This is a genomic window from Alteromonas sp. AWJ4_197 (assembly GCF_056160285.1).
Genome location: NZ_JBSWWW010000002.1, coordinates 334,353 through 350,730, shown reverse-complemented (window position 1 = coordinate 350,730; position 16,378 = coordinate 334,353). Strand labels below are relative to the sequence as shown.

The window sequence follows — 16,378 nt, the reverse complement described above, 5'->3', positions numbered from 1 at the left end:
CGCGGCGTCATTTATTTTAAATCTACGAGCCCACCGGGATGCCGGTACTCGTAAAAAAGTAGTGGAATCATCAACCAAATGTTTGCAAGCATCCTGAGGAAAGTATTCGGTAGCCGTAACGACCGTCTCATAAAAAAACTAAAAAAGAACGTCGATGCCATCAACGCATTGGAAAAGGAATACGAAGCGTTAAGCGATGAGCAACTAAAGGCGAAAACTGCCGAACTCAGAGCACGTTTGGAAAAAGGTGAAACCCCGGAAGATATCCTTAACGATGCCTTTGCCACCGTACGTGAAGCCAGTAAGCGCGTTTACGGTATGCGTCACTTCGACGTACAGATGATTGGTGGTATGGTACTGCACACAGGTAAAATTGCAGAAATGCGTACCGGTGAAGGTAAAACCCTTACCGCGACCTTACCTACTTACCTGAATGCACTGACCGCTCAAGGTGTACACGTTATTACCGTGAACGATTACCTGGCCCGCCGTGATGCCGACTGGTCCCGCGAATTGTTTGAATTCTTAGGCATGACAGTAGGGTGTAATGTGCCCGGCATGTCACCGGATATGAAGCGTGAGGCCTATAACGCTGACGTTACTTACGGAACGAACAACGAATTTGGTTTTGATTACCTCCGTGACAATATGGCCTTCAGCCCGCAGGATCGCGTTCAGCGCCCGTTGCACTACGCGGTAGTGGATGAGGTTGACTCTATTCTTATTGATGAGGCAAGAACGCCGCTTATTATTTCCGGTGCAGCCGAGGACAGCTCTCACCTGTACAGAGCGATCAATACGGTGATCCCTGAACTGGTTCAGCAGGAAAAAGAAGACGAAGAAGGGCAGGAAGGCGACGGCGATTACACTGTTGATGAGAAAGCCCGCCAAATTCACCTGACTGAACGGGGTCAAATCCACGTTGAAGAAATACTGCAACGTAACGGTATTTTGCCGGAAGGTGAATCACTGTTTGCTGCCGGTAATATTTCCTTGCTTCACCATATCAATGCCGCATTGCGTGCCCACAAGTTATTCCAGAAAGATGTTGATTACATCGTAAAAGACGATCAAATCGTCATTGTTGATGAGCACACGGGCCGTACAATGGAAGGCCGTCGCTGGTCTGAGGGCCTGCACCAGGCAGTTGAGGCCAAAGAAGGCGTGAAGATCCAGAACGAGAACCAGACTCTGGCATCGATTACCTTCCAGAATTATTTCCGTTTATACGATAAACTTGCCGGTATGACAGGAACTGCCGATACCGAAGCTTTTGAATTCCAGTCTATATACGGACTGGAAACCGTGGTTATTCCGACCAACCGTCCAATGGCCCGTAAAGATATGGCCGACCTGATTTATCTGACTGCACAGGAAAAATACGACGCCATTGTGGCTGACATCCGTGTTGCAGTGAAAAAAGGTCAGCCGGTACTGGTCGGTACGGTGTCTATCGAAAACTCTGAACTGCTGTCCCGCTTTCTGAAGAAAGAAAAAGTGCCGCATAAAGTGCTGAACGCCAAGTTCCACGAACAGGAAGCGGATATTATCGCTCAGGCTGGCCGTCCGGGCGCTGTTACCATCGCGACTAACATGGCCGGTCGTGGTACCGATATTGTGCTTGGCGGTAACTGGAAAGCCGAAGCTGAGAAACTGGAAAACCCTACTGAAGCGCAACTTAAGAAACTGAAAGATGAATGGGAAGCGCTGCATCAGCAAGTACTCGATGCCGGTGGTTTGCATATCATTGGTACCGAGCGTCACGAATCACGCCGTATTGACAACCAGTTACGTGGTCGTGCCGGCCGTCAGGGCGATCCCGGTTCCAGCCGTTTCTACCTGTCGCTGGATGATGCACTGATGCGTATCTTCGCGTCTGAGAAAATGGCTGGCATGATGAAGCGCCTGGGCATGGAGCATGGCGAAGCCATTGAGCACCCGTGGGTAACCCGCGCAATTGAAAACGCCCAGCGTAAAGTGGAAGGCCGTAACTTCGATATCCGTAAGCAGTTGCTGGAATACGATGACGTGGCTAACGATCAACGTAAGGTCATTTACGAACAGCGTAACGAACTGCTGGACGAAGGTGACATCAGCGAAACGATTAAAGCTATCCGTGTAGACGTGGTAAATGGCGTAGTTGATGAGTACATTCCTCCCCAGTCACTGGAAGAAATGTGGGATGTACCGGGGCTGGAAGAGCGTCTGAAAGCAGACTTTAAAGTCGACTTGCCAGTGCAGAAATGGCTTGATAGCGATGACAAGCTGTACGAAGAAAAACTCCGTGAGCGTGTTCTGACAGAAATCGAAGGCGCTTATCAGGAAAAGGAAAATGCGGTAGGCCCGGATGTACTGCGTCAGTTTGAAAAAGCGATCATGCTGCAAAACCTCGACAGTCACTGGAAAGAGCATCTGGCCGCTATGGACCACCTTCGTCAGGGTATTCACCTGCGTGGTTACGCCCAGAAGAATCCTAAGCAGGAATATAAGCGTGAATCCTTTGAACTCTTCTCGGGTATGCTTGAAGCATTGAAAGTGGAAGTTATCACCATCTTGAGCCGTGTGCAGGTAAAAGCTGAATCTGACGTGGAAAAGGTGGAAGAGCAGCGTCGTCAGGCTGACGATGTGCCTAAGAACTTTAATCATGAAGAGGCACCTGAACAGGCACCGGAGGCCGATGGCCAGTCAGGCATCCGTTCTGAAATGCGCCAGGGGCCTAAAGTAGGCCGTAACGACCCGTGCCCTTGCGGTTCTGGCAAAAAATACAAACAGTGCCACGGTAAACTGTCTTAATGAAAGAAGTGCATGTAGCCGTAGGTGTAGTACTTCGTGACGGGTTCGTTTATATCTGTAAGCGGCCCGACGACAAACATCAGGGCGGAAAGTGGGAGTTTCCCGGTGGTAAAGTGGATGCCGGCGAGACGGTGACTCAGGCACTGGCCCGTGAGCTTAAGGAAGAGATTGGTATTGATATACAAACCAGTCAGCCACTGACTGTTATCGGTCACGATTACGGAGATAAGCGGGTACTGCTTGATGTTCATACAGTCACGGACTTCGCCGGTGAACCTGCCGGTCTGGAAGGACAACAGGGTAAGTGGCTTAAGCTTTGTGCACTGGAGCCCGAAGATTTTCCCGCGGCGAACGTGGCGATCATAGAAAAGCTTCAGGGCTGAACTTACTCTGCGTCTGCTTTCAAATCAGAAACCCCGGCCATAAAAAGTCGGGGTTTCTCGCATTTATAATCTGTTATTTCGTTACAACCATGTAATGATTGAAATAAATACAAAAAAAGTCCGGTATTATAATCTGACTACGCCAAAAGGCTAGATTGACAGATATTCCGCTGCGTTCGGTCTTTTCAGGTGCCCCCTAAGTCATTGAGATCTTATACCTAAATGAAGTTGTTGTGACATTTGTGCATAAGGCGACAAAGATGCACTTGTAGGGAGATCACCCCACAACCAGATTTCCTCCTATACCAAGGTATCCTGTTTGATACCTAAAAATTTCAAGCCTGCTCTAAACCTTTACTAAACGCGCTGTTAAGCAAACGTTCATTCATAGTAAATTTCCGAGGTTTTCCATGGCACTGAAAAAAAGCACTGAGGCCAGCCCGGCCACACCGGCCGTAAGAGTTGACGCGAAACTACGCAGAGAAGCAGAAGAGCAGCGAAAAAAGGCCCGCACGCTCGCCAGGCAACAACAAGCTGCCGAGCGGGTAGCGACCGCGACAGCTGAACTGGCCAGTGGCATCAGTCAGTCTGCCAGCGCGACCGATCAGTTGGGTACTGCCATCAATGAAATTGCGGCCGGTGCAGAGGAGTCCAGCAGTGCGAGTCAGGAGAGTCTGGCGGCGATCACACAGATATCTTCATCACTTAAATCTCAGCTTACCTTATCCGGACAGACCCTGGATAAAACCAATGTGCTTCAAACCTTCGTTGACCGTGTTATGGGCAACCTCGGCAATATGATGGACAGTGTAAAGACTGCGTCCGAGCACCAGTCGCGCTCTGTAGTCATGATGAGCGAACTGGAACAGCAAGCGTCTAATATTGGTGAGGCTGTTAAGCAGGTAACCCGCATTGCCGACCAGACCAACTTACTTGCATTAAACGCAGCAATCGAAGCCGGACGCGCCGGTAAACACGGTAAAGGCTTTGCCGTTGTGGCTGATACCGTACGTGCTCTGGCTGAAGTATCGGACAAGAGCGCTGCCGACATCGCCATGCAAATCGAGCAAATTCAGCAGCAGTCAAATCAGGTTTCTGACGCAGTAAAACAATCATCGCAAGCCGCGTTGGAAGAAGTGACAAAAGGCGAAGCGGTAACCAGTCAACTGGCCAAAATCAAAGAAGATATGCAGATCATTGCTAACGGCTCTGAATCACTGCAGACTAAAATCCGCGAAATGGATAATGCCGCAAAAGAAATCCAGGCAGGGTCTGAAGCCATTTCCTGTGCTGCTGACGAACAGTCTTCTGCTGCCCAGGAAGTGTCCAGTAACATTTCAGAGCAAAGTAGCGCTCTGTCACAAGCTGAGCAGGCTGCCCAGTCTCTGGAAATTATTACTGAAGAGCTTAAAAATAGCACCGACATCAATAAAAGCGCGGAAGAAGTAGCGTCCTCGGCAGAAGAGTTATCTGCAAGCATGGAGGAAATCAGCCGCTCAACCACAGAAATATCCACGGCTCTGAATCAGATTAATAACGGTGCGCAACAGGCAGCATCAGCGGTTGATCAGGCGGTGAGTAATATTGACACCCTCCGCGATGGTGTGGCGGAAGCCTCTGCTCAGTCTGAAAACGCGCTTACCCGTGGCGAGGCAATAACAGAACTGCTGAAAGAGAACCGCGCACTTATTGAAGAAATGGTGGAAGGTATCAATACCGCACTGGAAACCAGCAAATTAAACGTATCAGCTATTACTGATATGGAATCAATGACCCGCACTATCGACAAAGTTATCGATACCATCACCACAGTGTCAGTGAAAACCAGCATGCTTGCCGTTAACGGTGCTGTGGAAGCAGCCCGGGCGGGTGAATATGGAAAAGGATTTGCCGTGGTATCTGCCGATATTCAAAGCCTTGCCGATGAGGCCGCTGAGAATGTTGAACAAATCAAAGATCTCATCAAAGCCATTCAGGATCAGACACAAAATGTAAAAACTGATCTGACCAACGTGGCAGAAAGTGCCTACCGTGAAGTGCAAAAAGCAAAGCAAACCACTGAAGACATCGCCGGTATAGCAACCGATATGGCAGAAGTGCTTTCTTACAACAAGGAAATGCAGCAAGCCGGCGAAGAAATTGCAGCCGCTGTAGCCCAGGCGCAGAAGGGCCTGGAGCAAATTGCCGCAGCGAATGAGCAGGCCAGCAGTAACTGTCAGCAGGCATTGTCTGCCGCAGAACAGCAGAGCAAAGGTGTGGAAATTCTTGCCCGCTCTATTGAGGAAATTTCCTCTGTCGCTGATGAAATGCAAAACAGCTAAGGCCGGTTGATTCAGAGTTAAAGGTGAGGTGAGACCATGCAAGAAATGGAAACTCAGGAAATTACCGCAACAGACACCGAGCTGCAGTTTGTTTCTTTCCAGATTGGAAAAGAGAAATTTGCATTTCCCATGCAGTCTGTTGGCGAAATTATACGTGTACCTGTGATGGTAGGTGTCCCGCTGGGGCCCCACCAGATGATGGGGCTGGCAAACCTGCGGGGTAATGTACTGCCGGTTTACGATTTACGGGCTATTTTGCTGTCGTGTACAGCAGAGCAAACAGAAACGTCCCGTGTTGTCGTTGTGGAGTCAACGTTAGGTATGACGGGCTTTTTGGTCGACAAAGTAAACCGTGTTTACAGCGTACCGAAAGACACCGTGGTAAATGACAAGCAAGGCGATTCGTCAATCTCTTACGACTACCTGCAAGGGTTAATTAAGCAAAAGAACGAACCGCTGGAGCAGATCCTCAATGTTGAAAACCTGGTGCAGTCACAGTTAACCGTCAGCCATAAAAAAGACGGTTCCGGCCTGCAACTCCAGCAAAACCGCACTGGCTCGCAAGAGAACAACAGTGAAGCCGAAGATGATTTGCAACAACTGGTGTGCTTCTCCATAGCCGGACAAGAATTTGCTTTTTATCTCCATGATGTAGGCGAAATTGTGCGGGTGCCCGACGACATATCCGCCTTACCTGACAGCAATCCTTCGGTACTGGGGCTGGTAAATCTGCGGGGACGGATTATTCCCATCGTCGATCTGGCCATGAATCTTGGCATGCAGCCCTGCGAAATGAACGATGCTACCCGCATCATCATTGTTAACTGCAGCGACAGCAGTCAGTCCGCTGTGGGCTTTGTGGTCGCGAAAGTCAGCAATGTGGTGAGTATATCGCCGACGGCGCTGGAGCCTGTTCCGTCTGTGTGTAACGACGGCTATACCGATGGCGCGCTGGAAGCAGTGTACCGTGTGGAAGGCACAAAGCGACTCATTTCTATCGTTAACTTGCACAGCGTTTTCCAACGCTCGCTAAGCCAGGCGCTGAGCCAGGTTGATTTACAAGATGAGGTTTCTGATATGGCTAATCAGGACGAAGGGGTGCTGACCGAAGAAGACTATGCCCAATACGTGATCTTCTCCATTGCCGGTCAGGAGTACGGGGTAAGCATCGAAGATACCCAGGAAATAACACGCATTCCCGACAAGTTGGAAAGCGTGCCCAATACACCGGACTACCTGCAAGGCATTGTCAATCTGCGGGGCACGGTACTGCCTGTGATTGATTTGCGTACCCGGCTTGGATTACCCAAAGCGGAAGCCACTGACCGGCAGCGTATTGTGGTGCTTACCCGCAATAAGCAAAAAACCGGCTTTATTGTGGATGGCGTGGCAGAAGTTAAAACCGTCATTAGCGATTCTATCGAAGATGCGCCTTCACTGTCTGATGAGCAAACCGAGCTGTTAAACAAGCTCATCAAGCTCAACAAAGAGCAGCGCATCATTCAGCTCATCGAGCCGTCGGTACTGCTGAACGACAACGATATTGCAAAAGTAAATGGGGGTTAACGGGAAGATGGCAGTCAAAGTATTAGTGGTAGATGACTCTGCCTTGATGCGGAAACTGTTCACACAGGTTTTCACTGCACGGGGCTATCAGGTTGATTCAGCCCGCGATGGCGAGGAAGCACTGACGAAATCAGCAGCTTTTAAACCTGATGTGATTACTTTAGATATCAACATGCCGGTAATGGACGGTCTGACCTGTCTCAGTCTGCTAAGAAAGTTTCACCAGTGTCCGGTGCTGATGCTGTCATCGCTGACACAGAAAGGTGCGCTGGTGACACTGGAAGCGCTGGCACTGGGAGCGGCGGACTTTGTTCTGAAGCCCGGCGGAACGGTAAGTGCGGATATCAGCGACATTGAAGATGAGCTGATTTCCAAAATTGAAGCCCTTACCGCAAACATCAGGCGAACGGCAGCACCGTCAAAGCCCGTGCACACGCAACAGCAAACGGCAGCGGTAAAAGCAACGGCAGCGCCGGTAAAAAGCAGCAAGGTTCAGGTGGTGATGATTGGTGTATCCACCGGTGGCCCGCGCAAACTTGAGCAGATTTTGTCTCAGTTGCCGGCCAGCTTTCCCTGCCCGGTAGTCGTGGCGCAGCATATGCCAAAAGCGTTTACCGCCGCACTGGCGAAAAGGTTGAATGATTTGTGCCCTCTTGAAGTGGTGGAAGTCAGCAGCCGTATGCCGGTGGAGACCGGCAAAGTATATATCGCAAAAGGGGATGCAGACCTGTCGTTCGTTAAAAACCAGAACACGGTGTTTGTCAGGCCCATACCGGCCAGCCCTAACTTCCTCTGGCACCCCAGCGTAGATCGTATGGTGGAGTCGGCACTGGGGTGTTTTGATCCCAGACACATGCTGTGTGTCCAGCTTACCGGTATGGGGTGCGATGGCGTGGCTGCCATGTCGAAAGCCTACAGCAGAGGTGCTGTGACCATTGCAGAGAGTGAAGCAACCGCGACTGTATTTGGGATGCCGAAAGAACTGATTCAGGCGGGGTGCGCCAGTCATGTGCTTGACAGTCACGCCATCGCTCAACGTATTAATCATTTGTGTAAGCAATAGGAGTACGCTATGGGACTGAGAAAAAGCCGCGGAGAGTCTGCCAGTCAGGCTGACCGCAGACAAAATAGCAGAGACCTGGCGTCCCTTATTGACGATTTACAGGCGAGTTGTGCCGATGTCAGACGTTGGGCGGCAAGAGATCTGACGAACAATCTGGCAGCCCGGACTGCTTTGCTTGAGCAAATTGACATTGAGCACGAGCCCACCGTACTGGAGGCGTTATTCAGCGCTGTTGAAGGCATGTGTGACGAAGATATGGCCGGTGCGCTGCTTGAAAAGCTGAAGTCGGAAGATGCGCAGGTACGTAACGGGGCAATTGAGTTGCTGCAAAGCCAGCCGGTACTGTTCGCAGCCCATGTAAACGAACTTTTATGTGATGAAGACAGTGATGTACGGATTTTTGCCGTGGACGTTATCGGCGCTATTCGTCATCCGGATGCTGCAACGTGGTTGCACAACGTCGTGTTGAACGATAACAACATCAATGTGGTGGGTACCGCAGTAGATAAACTGTCAGAAATTGGCGATAGCGGAACGCTGGAGGTACTCGAAAAAGTATCTGCCCGTTTTCCCGGTGAAGCTTATATCCAGTTCGCGATTCAGTGTGTTCGGGATTCTGTTGCAGGAGAGGGTGTATGACCAGCATCCGGACAACGTCGCCGGCAGAGGATATTTCTGACGCTGACTTCGACCGGTTCCGCTCAATGTTCTACCGGAAAACCGGCATTTACTTCGAAGATTCCAAACGATACTTCGTTGATAAACGGTTGAAAGAGCGCATGAAGCAAACCGGCCATAATCTGTTTAAGAGTTACTTTACCTTCATGCGTTTTCAGGCGTCCGGAGAAGAGCTTCAAAGTCTTGTTAATGCCATGACGGTGAACGAAACCTACTTCTTCCGCGAGGAATACCAGTTCGAAACCATGTGCCGTCATTTAATGGATGATTTAGACAGCATGCGCCTGGCGGGTGAGGATCTAAGGATCTGGTCAGTACCCTCAAGCACAGGTGAAGAGCCTTATTCCATAGCAATTTACCTGCTTGAGTACTGGAAAGGACTGGATCAACGCGACGTGGAGATTGTGTCGTCTGATATCGATACCAGTGTCCTTGAACATGCTAAACGAGGCATTTATTCCAAGCGGTCTGTTCAAAATATTCCGCTGACTGTCCGGCAGCGTTATTTCACTCAAAAGGGCAATGAGTTCCATTTGAGTCCCGACATTAAAGAGTCCGTGACTTTATGTCTGGCGAACATTCTTGGCGCTGAAGTGCCCGGCCGTTTCCGTTCATTCGACCTGATTTATTGTCGCAACCTGCTGATTTATTTTGACGACGATTCACGTCGTAAGGCAGCGCAGGTGTTATATGACGCACTCAAGCCCGGAGGATACATTTTCTTAGGCCATAGTGAGTCCATGAGCCGCATTTGCTCATTATTCAAAATTAAAAAGTTCGGTGACGTTATTGTTTACCAGAAGCCCGGGTTCGAGGGAGTCAGCAGATGAAAACTATCATGATTGTGGATGATGCCAATACTGTCCGTACCTACCACCGGATGATCGTTGCCAGCGCGCAACGCCATGTGGAAGAAGCAGAAAATGGCGTAGAAGCGCTCGAAAAGGCAATGGGTAAACAAATCGACCTGTTCATGGTTGATGTCAATATGCCGAAAATGGATGGCTATCGTCTGTGTCAGGAAATTCGCCGGGATGCAGGATTGAATCAGGTGCCTATTATTATGATAAGTACGGAATCTCAGGCTGCAGACGCGACCCGGGCATTCGACTGTGGTGCAAACTTCTATATGACCAAACCCGTGGACGGCACCACGTTAAATGACATGGTGTCACTGATGCTGGGAGAATAATCATTATGAGTGAGCTGTTAGATACATTCATCGGTGAATCCAGGGAAAATCTGGAATCTGCCAGCCAGGAGCTGCTGACCCTGCAAAACAGTGGCTATGACGCTAAAGCGGTCGATACGATTTTCCGTGATATTCACACTATCAAAGGTTCATCGGATCTGTTCGATATCAAGCCGCTGACCCGCCTTGCTCATGCCTCTGAAGATTTACTGGATTGCATGCGTGCCGGCGAAGTGTCTTTTACCGATGAACTTGGTGATGTGCTGTTAGAAGCATTTGATCAAATCAGTACATTTTTTGATGAGCTTGAGTCGGGAACCCATCAATTATCTCAGTGGGAAGAAACGTCCACCGGGCTAGCTGCCAGATTGCGTAGTTTTATGGAACCGGCATCCGGCGGGGTCAGCACAGACACTGAACAAGGAGATAGCCATCTCAATGATAGCAGCGCATCTGATTCTCCGGCTACTGTTGCTCCTGTACCTGACAAAGCGGCTGCCTGGCTAAATGAGCTAAACGAAAAGTGCCGTATCAGCGCGTTTTTCAGTGCACTGGAAAGCGATGAAATGGTTCATGTTATCCGCTATACACCGGATGCAGACTGTTTCTTTCGTGGTGAAGATCCGTTTAACGTCAGTCTGGCAACCCCGGGGCTTATCTTTCACACTTTGTCCCGTAAAAATCATGTAGAAGGTCCTGAAGATGTTTTCCTTTGCCACCTGGACATTACAATCCTCTGTGTGGCCAGTACAGCTTCACTGGCCGGGCACTTTGCGTATTACGAAGGCCAGTATGAACATGATGCCATTTCCGCAGCCAGCTTTTACTCATTATGTGAGCCGCTGCTGACCGGCTTCTTACAAAGTGATGATGCTGATGGTATCACCGAAGCGGCAGCTTTGGCAGACAACGAGCAAGTGGCCCGCATATGCAGCTTCCTGTGTGCTTCGCTGAATCCGGACTCCGTACACTGGCAAATCAGTGAAGGGCTTGAAAAACTCGCAGCAGGTGAGGCCCTGTCACGCTTCTGTGATATTGCCGCTTCAGCCGGAGATGCTGCTTCTTTCGAAGAGCAGGCGCAGGCTGAAGCCAGTGACGCTTCAGGTAATGAGTCTGTCACTGTTGAAAATAACGCTGAGGCACCAGACTTAACGACAGATGACTCCGGTTGCGGAAATGGTGATGGATTATCGCCAAGTGCCCTTGCCATGCTGGAGCAGCAACAGGCCTTACTGGAACGCCTGGCGGCAGGCGAAGGCAATCCTGCATCGCTGGCGTCAGTGAATCTGGTTGTCAGCCGTGTACTGGGTGCTGATGTGGTTGAACGGTCTGTTGAAGACTTGCTGACTCTCATTGCCGGTGAACAGGTTGAAGTACCTCAGGCTGACACAGGCGAGGAAGAAGCTGACGCTGTAATGCCTGAGGCAACTGCTGCTAAGGAAACTGAACAAAACGTTCCTGTCGCTCCGGAGCCTGCTGCGGAAGAGGCGGCGCAGAGTACAGCTCCGGCTAAAACGGCAGAGCGTCAGGTACCACGTACGTTAAAAGTTAATCAGGAGAAAATTGATTACCTGATGGACCTGGTGGGCGAGCTGACAGTAGCGAAAAATTCTCTGCCTTATCTTGCCCGGCAGGCAGAAGAAGAAGGCGGCAGCAGAAAACTCAGCAAACAGATTAAGTCACACTTCACGATTGTGAACCGTCTTACCGAAGAGCTGCAAAGTGCTGTTCTGCAAATTCGTATGGTTCCGGTATCTCACGTGTTTCAGCGTTATCCCCGTCTGGTTCGGGATCTGGCCCGTAAGCTTGATAAGAAGATTGACCTTGAAATGCAGGGGGAAGACACGGAATTTGATAAGAATCTGATTGAGTCTTTGTCTGAGCCTTTAATCCACTTACTTAGAAACAGTATCGATCACGGTATTGAGTCTCCGGCTGACCGTCTCAGTGCGGGTAAAAATGAAACCGGAAAAATTGAGCTCATTGCCACACCGCAGGATGACAACGTAGTGATAGAAATCCGCGATGACGGTAAGGGCATTGATCCGGCGAAGATCAAAATGCTGGCTTACCAGAAAGGCGTAATTACCGAAGCGCAGCTTGAATCAATCAATGATGACGAAGCACTGCAACTGATATTTGCACCCGGCTTTTCCACTTCCGAGCAGGTGTCTGATTTATCCGGTCGCGGTGTGGGAATGGATGCCGTGAAAACCATGGTTACTCAGGCTGGCGGTCATATTGAAATGCAGTCTGAAGTGGGTACCGGCACACGGTTCCGTCTTGTGTTGCCGCAAACCATGTCGGTTAACCGTGTGATGATGTTTGAAGTCAGCGACCAGATGTTCGGCGTCAGTATGGACAGCGTGGTGGAAACCGTAAAAGTGCGCCCTGAGGAAATCCAGCAAATCAAGAATCATCAGGTGCTGGTTATCCGCGACAAGCTGGTACCGCTTCATTGCCTGCGTGACTATCTGGGTTTTGCACCGGAAACGCAAAATACAGAAGAACAGTCTATTCTTGTAGTAAACACAGGCAATGGGGATATCGGTTTGGTTATCGATAAATTCCATGAGGGTATTGATGTTATCCAGAAGCCTCTTGAAGGTGTGATGGCGGGCTACGCCCACTTCAGCGGCACAGCCTTACTGGGTGACGGAAGGGTTCTGCTCATTATCAACATTCCGGAGTTACTGTCATGCCGATAATTTTCAAGCAAAAAGTTGCAGCACTCGACGGCAACTGTGAAATCGATTTAGCGGAAGAACTGGATCTCTGGCTGGCAGAGAATCCGAAAAGGCAGGTTAATCTGAAAAAGCTCACCCACGCCCATACCGCCCTGTATCAGGTTTTAATTAAACATCGGACCGGTATTTCTGTATGGCCTGAAGCGGGAGAGTGGGGCTGGCTTAAACGTGCCATTGATGCCGGTTTATATAACGCGGAGTCTCAGGCATGACAAAAGTGCTTGTGGTTGCAAACCGTAAAGGTGGTACAGCCAAAACAACGACAGTAGTGAATCTGGCTTACGCACTGAGCGAGAAAGGGGCGAAAGTGCTGGTGATTGACCTTGATAATCAGGGTCACATCGAACTGGGTTTCACTGCACAACCGGACTTACTCTCTGCACTTTCTCAACCGGCGTGGATGAGCGAATTCGAAGAGTTCAAAGGCGTGCTGGCATACAGCGACAGGATCCATCTGGCGCTGGCACATACCGACAGCGCCTTTGATGAATCCGCATATACCCTGAACCGGTTCAGTCAGTTGTTTGATGACGCAGGCGACGCCGGGCACTACGACATAATTCTGGTTGATACGCCGCCTACACTGGGGCCCCGGTTGTTATCAGCACTTGCCGGCGCGCACCGCATTGTTATTCCGGCCGAGCCGACGCCACTGGCTTCTGATGGCGTAAACAAGCTGCTGAATGCGTGTATGAAAGCTATCAGAAATAAGCACTTCCGTGCCAGCGGCATTGATATTCTGCCTGTGATGGTGGATGGCAAATTACGCATACATCGTCAGACACTGGGTCTCTGGCAGGAGAAATTCGGAGCGGGCAGAATTTTGCCTGCTATTCGTCGCAACGTGAAACTGGCGGAAGCATTCGCAGTACATCAGCCAGTCAGCGAATATGCGCCACTTTCCGCAGGAGCGAAAGACTATCGCTCTTTATGCGACAGTCTTTTCTCATAGAAACGAGGTGATCAATGAAGACCATCCATTTAGTTGACGATTCGGCGACCATGCTGATGAGTATGGAAATGCTGTTAAAACGTGCAGGCTACGACATCATTAAATCGGAAAATGCTGAAGCTGCGCTGACAACACTGCAAAGCGCGTCACCAAAACTCATCATCACCGATTTGAACATGCCGGGAATGAACGGCATCGAACTGATTAAAGAAATAAAGAAAAATACGAAATTCAGATTCACACCTATTTTGATGCTGACCACTGAATCCCAACAAACTAAAAGGGAAGAAGCAAAGCGTGCTGGCGCCACAGGATGGCTGGTAAAACCTGTCGAACCTGATCAATTGATCGCAGTAGTAAAACAATTGGTGCCGTAGGAGGCTTTATGGTGAATTTACGAGAAATATTTCTGACTGCTGTTGCACGCCTGAAGCAGGCTCAGTGGTACGCGAGTCCGTCTGTACAAGCGGCGGTACTGTGTATTACCGGAACAGGTATCGCGATGGTAAGCGTGCTGCTTATAAACCAGTTTGCCGGAACGCAGTTGTCATGGTGGGGAGCAATTATTTGTAGTCTCGTAACCAGCGCTCTCTGGGTTGTACGTCAGACCGTGGCTGAAACACGGTATATCGATGAACTTGAAACAGCACTGGCGGAAGCAAATGCCTATCTGGACAAAACTTCAGAACAGTTGCATACCACTCACCAGCAGGTAGATGAGTATGCAAGTATTTTGAACGGACAGATTGATGGTATTTCTAACATTACCGAAGAAGCTTCCGTCGACTTGATGAGTGCCTTGTATCAAATTGAAGAAGTCATTCAAAACGGTATCGACAGTATTGAGCTTTCCCAGCGTAATACTGCTGACTTTAAAGAAGAAAGTGCAGCGGAAATTGACCAGGCAAACCATCGTCTGGAAGAAATTACCCAGTTAATAAATACCCAGCATGAACACGACAAAGCGCACACTGCGGCGATTCAGGAGGTCCTGCAGGAAATTGATAAGCTCAAAGAGCTCACTGAGCTGGTAAAAAACATCGCGTTTCAAACCAACTTGCTGGCACTGAATGCAGCGATTGAAGCAGCCCGGGCCGGAGAATACGGGCGAGGATTCGCTGTGGTGGCAGAGCAGGTAAGAACCTTATCTTCCCAGTCGTCAGAGGCCGCGGAGAAAATTGAATCCGGGATCCGTTCCGCCATGGAAACGGCAAAAATCCACGGTGAAAAATTGCTCTCCACGAATCAGAGTGACGAAACCTGTGAGTTACTGACGTCGTTCTCCGGCTCTCTGGCCAGCATGACAGCCCATTACCGCCGGCTCGAGGAATTCAGCCCGCGGATGCTCAATTGCTTCAGCGGCGTAGCAAAAGACATCGCCGGTAAAGTCAGCGGGGCAATCGGTAAGATCCAGTTCCAGGATATTATCCGCCAGCGCGCCGAGAACGTAAAACTGGAACATGAAGCCCTGGTAAGCCTGTTCGGCCAGTTCTCTGACTACATTGACGGACGCAAGGCTTTCGACGATTCATTCAATTTAAGTACGGCGGAAATGTTTGAAAAATATGTCATGGAAGATCAGCGCCGTATTCACTTCGACCTGACCACCTCTACCGGTGAAAAGCGGGTAGCGCCGGAAGAAACCCGGGAACCGAAAATCGAGTTGTTCTGATCTGCATAGTTTCAGAAATGAAACAGGCCGCTCTGTAATAAGAGCGGCCTGTTTTTTATCGTCTCACACTAACCGGTACTTGGTGGCAGCACAAACCTTCAGGATCAGAACTCAATCCGGTCGGCGGTGGCGAAGGCCACGTCTAATTTGAAATATGCTGCTTCATTTATAAAGTGCGGATAGGTTTCTTTGTCACCTTCCCAGACATAATCTGAACCGTCAAAACCCCGGAATACAGGCGCACCCGGAAGCAGTGGCGTAAAATCCTGATCCTGAATGCTGTGATGGATCATGGCCTTACGTACGCCGTTCTCATCCAGCGGGAATTTTACCTCATAACCCAATCTGAAAGCCTCGCAGGCAGGCAGCGAATTCATTGAGCTGCTATCTGTATTCCAGGCGACACAAAAATCCAGAATCGCTTCCGCCATCGTTTGCGTTAACTGGTAAACATCTTCCCGTAATACGCCCTGTGGCTGAGCGCCGACTTCAATCATCACACCTTTTTTACCCACGGTGCATAAATAGCCATGAGATGCGTAGTCTTTTTCATCTTCCACCAGAATATTGGCTTCCGGCATGACGTCTTTAACAAACCGGGCGAGTTTGGTATTGAACTCGTCGGTTTCCAGCACAATAAGGGTAGCGCCCATGTGGCTGGTGGTATTGTGAATGTCGATGAAAAAATCTGTTGCAGCATTACCCTTCGGGCCAAAGCGTTCATTCAGCGATTTTGCCAGAATAGCCTCTCTGGCCGGGTTGTCTGCCGCAAGACGTTCAGCAGTAAACTGCCGGTTTAAATCTTCATCCAGAAAACGGACATTAGCGTTCATAGCCGCCGAATTGGCAAAATCACAGGTGACATTCAGAGACGAGAAGCGCTCAGGCAAACCAGACTTCTGCCAGTTGCGGATAAGTTGAATACCACTGGTCTCGTTGCCGTGAGTACCGCCAATAAGTGCAATTGAATTTAACATAAGAGAAAAGCCTTATCTGAATTCGGGCTGAGTG

The 16,378-nt window shown here is 49.7% G+C and carries 14 protein-coding genes; 13 read left to right on the top strand and 1 reads right to left on the bottom strand.

The genetic code is table 11. The features are described 5' to 3' along the window. Positions 1-78: 78 nt before the first annotated feature. The 13 genes from secA to ACXAGC_RS04920 all read left to right on the top strand — a co-directional run bounded on the left by secA (position 79) and on the right by ACXAGC_RS04920 (position 15,367). Complete coding sequence (gene secA / locus ACXAGC_RS04980) at positions 79-2,793, top strand: preprotein translocase subunit SecA (protein ID WP_474842928.1); 2,715 nt, start codon at positions 79-81, stop codon at positions 2,791-2,793. Beyond that, complete coding sequence (gene mutT, locus ACXAGC_RS04975; protein ID WP_474842926.1) at positions 2,793-3,176, top strand: 8-oxo-dGTP diphosphatase MutT; 384 nt, start codon at positions 2,793-2,795, stop codon at positions 3,174-3,176. Before secA ends, mutT begins: the two co-directional genes overlap by 1 nt. A gap of 410 nt (positions 3,177-3,586) precedes the next feature. After that, positions 3,587-5,497: a methyl-accepting chemotaxis protein gene (locus ACXAGC_RS04970; protein ID WP_474842924.1), complete on the top strand. Its 1,911-nt coding sequence runs from the start codon at positions 3,587-3,589 to the stop codon at positions 5,495-5,497. 36 nt (positions 5,498-5,533) lie between these two features. After that, entirely contained in the window at positions 5,534-7,063 is a 1,530-nt protein-coding gene (locus ACXAGC_RS04965; protein ID WP_474842922.1) for a chemotaxis protein CheW, read from the top strand. 7 nt (positions 7,064-7,070) lie between these two features. Beyond that, entirely contained in the window at positions 7,071-8,126 is a 1,056-nt protein-coding gene (gene cheB / locus ACXAGC_RS04960) for a chemotaxis-specific protein-glutamate methyltransferase CheB (protein WP_474842920.1), read from the top strand. Between the two features lie 9 nt (positions 8,127-8,135). After that, positions 8,136-8,765 carry a HEAT repeat domain-containing protein gene (locus tag ACXAGC_RS04955; protein ID WP_474842918.1) on the top strand — a complete coding sequence of 210 codons (630 nt, stop codon included), beginning with the start codon at positions 8,136-8,138 and terminating at the stop codon, positions 8,763-8,765. Next, positions 8,762-9,634, top strand: a complete 873-nt coding sequence (locus ACXAGC_RS04950) for a CheR family methyltransferase (protein ID WP_474842916.1) — start codon at positions 8,762-8,764, stop codon at positions 9,632-9,634. The genes ACXAGC_RS04955 and ACXAGC_RS04950 overlap by 4 nt, the downstream gene beginning before the upstream one ends. Further along, the gene (locus tag ACXAGC_RS04945) at positions 9,631-9,996 is read left to right on the top strand and encodes a response regulator (protein ID WP_119502172.1); all 366 of its coding nucleotides are present in this window, start codon (positions 9,631-9,633) and stop codon (positions 9,994-9,996) included. The genes ACXAGC_RS04950 and ACXAGC_RS04945 overlap by 4 nt, the downstream gene beginning before the upstream one ends. Before the next feature lie 5 nt (positions 9,997-10,001). After that, positions 10,002-12,704 (top strand): chemotaxis protein CheA, encoded by a 2,703-nt coding sequence (locus ACXAGC_RS04940; RefSeq protein ID WP_474842913.1) that lies wholly within the window; start codon positions 10,002-10,004, stop codon positions 12,702-12,704. After that, positions 12,695-12,955 (top strand): hypothetical protein, encoded by a 261-nt coding sequence (locus ACXAGC_RS04935; protein ID WP_474842911.1) that lies wholly within the window; start codon positions 12,695-12,697, stop codon positions 12,953-12,955. Before ACXAGC_RS04940 ends, ACXAGC_RS04935 begins: the two co-directional genes overlap by 10 nt. Further along, positions 12,952-13,695 (top strand): ParA family protein, encoded by a 744-nt coding sequence (locus ACXAGC_RS04930; protein WP_474842909.1) that lies wholly within the window; start codon positions 12,952-12,954, stop codon positions 13,693-13,695. Before ACXAGC_RS04935 ends, ACXAGC_RS04930 begins: the two co-directional genes overlap by 4 nt. Positions 13,696-13,709: 14 nt before the next feature. Continuing rightward, positions 13,710-14,072, top strand: a complete 363-nt coding sequence (locus tag ACXAGC_RS04925; protein WP_119502168.1) for a response regulator — start codon at positions 13,710-13,712, stop codon at positions 14,070-14,072. Between the two features lie 8 nt (positions 14,073-14,080). Next, positions 14,081-15,367 (top strand): methyl-accepting chemotaxis protein, encoded by a 1,287-nt coding sequence (locus ACXAGC_RS04920; protein WP_474842907.1) that lies wholly within the window; start codon positions 14,081-14,083, stop codon positions 15,365-15,367. A 104-nt stretch (positions 15,368-15,471) separates the two neighbouring features. On the opposite strand, the gene ACXAGC_RS04915 is transcribed toward ACXAGC_RS04920, so the two are convergent. Then, a complete protein-coding gene (locus ACXAGC_RS04915; RefSeq protein ID WP_474842905.1) occupies positions 15,472-16,344 on the bottom strand; it encodes an aspartoacylase in 873 nt (290 codons plus the stop codon). Positions 16,345-16,378: the final 34 nt, after the last annotated feature.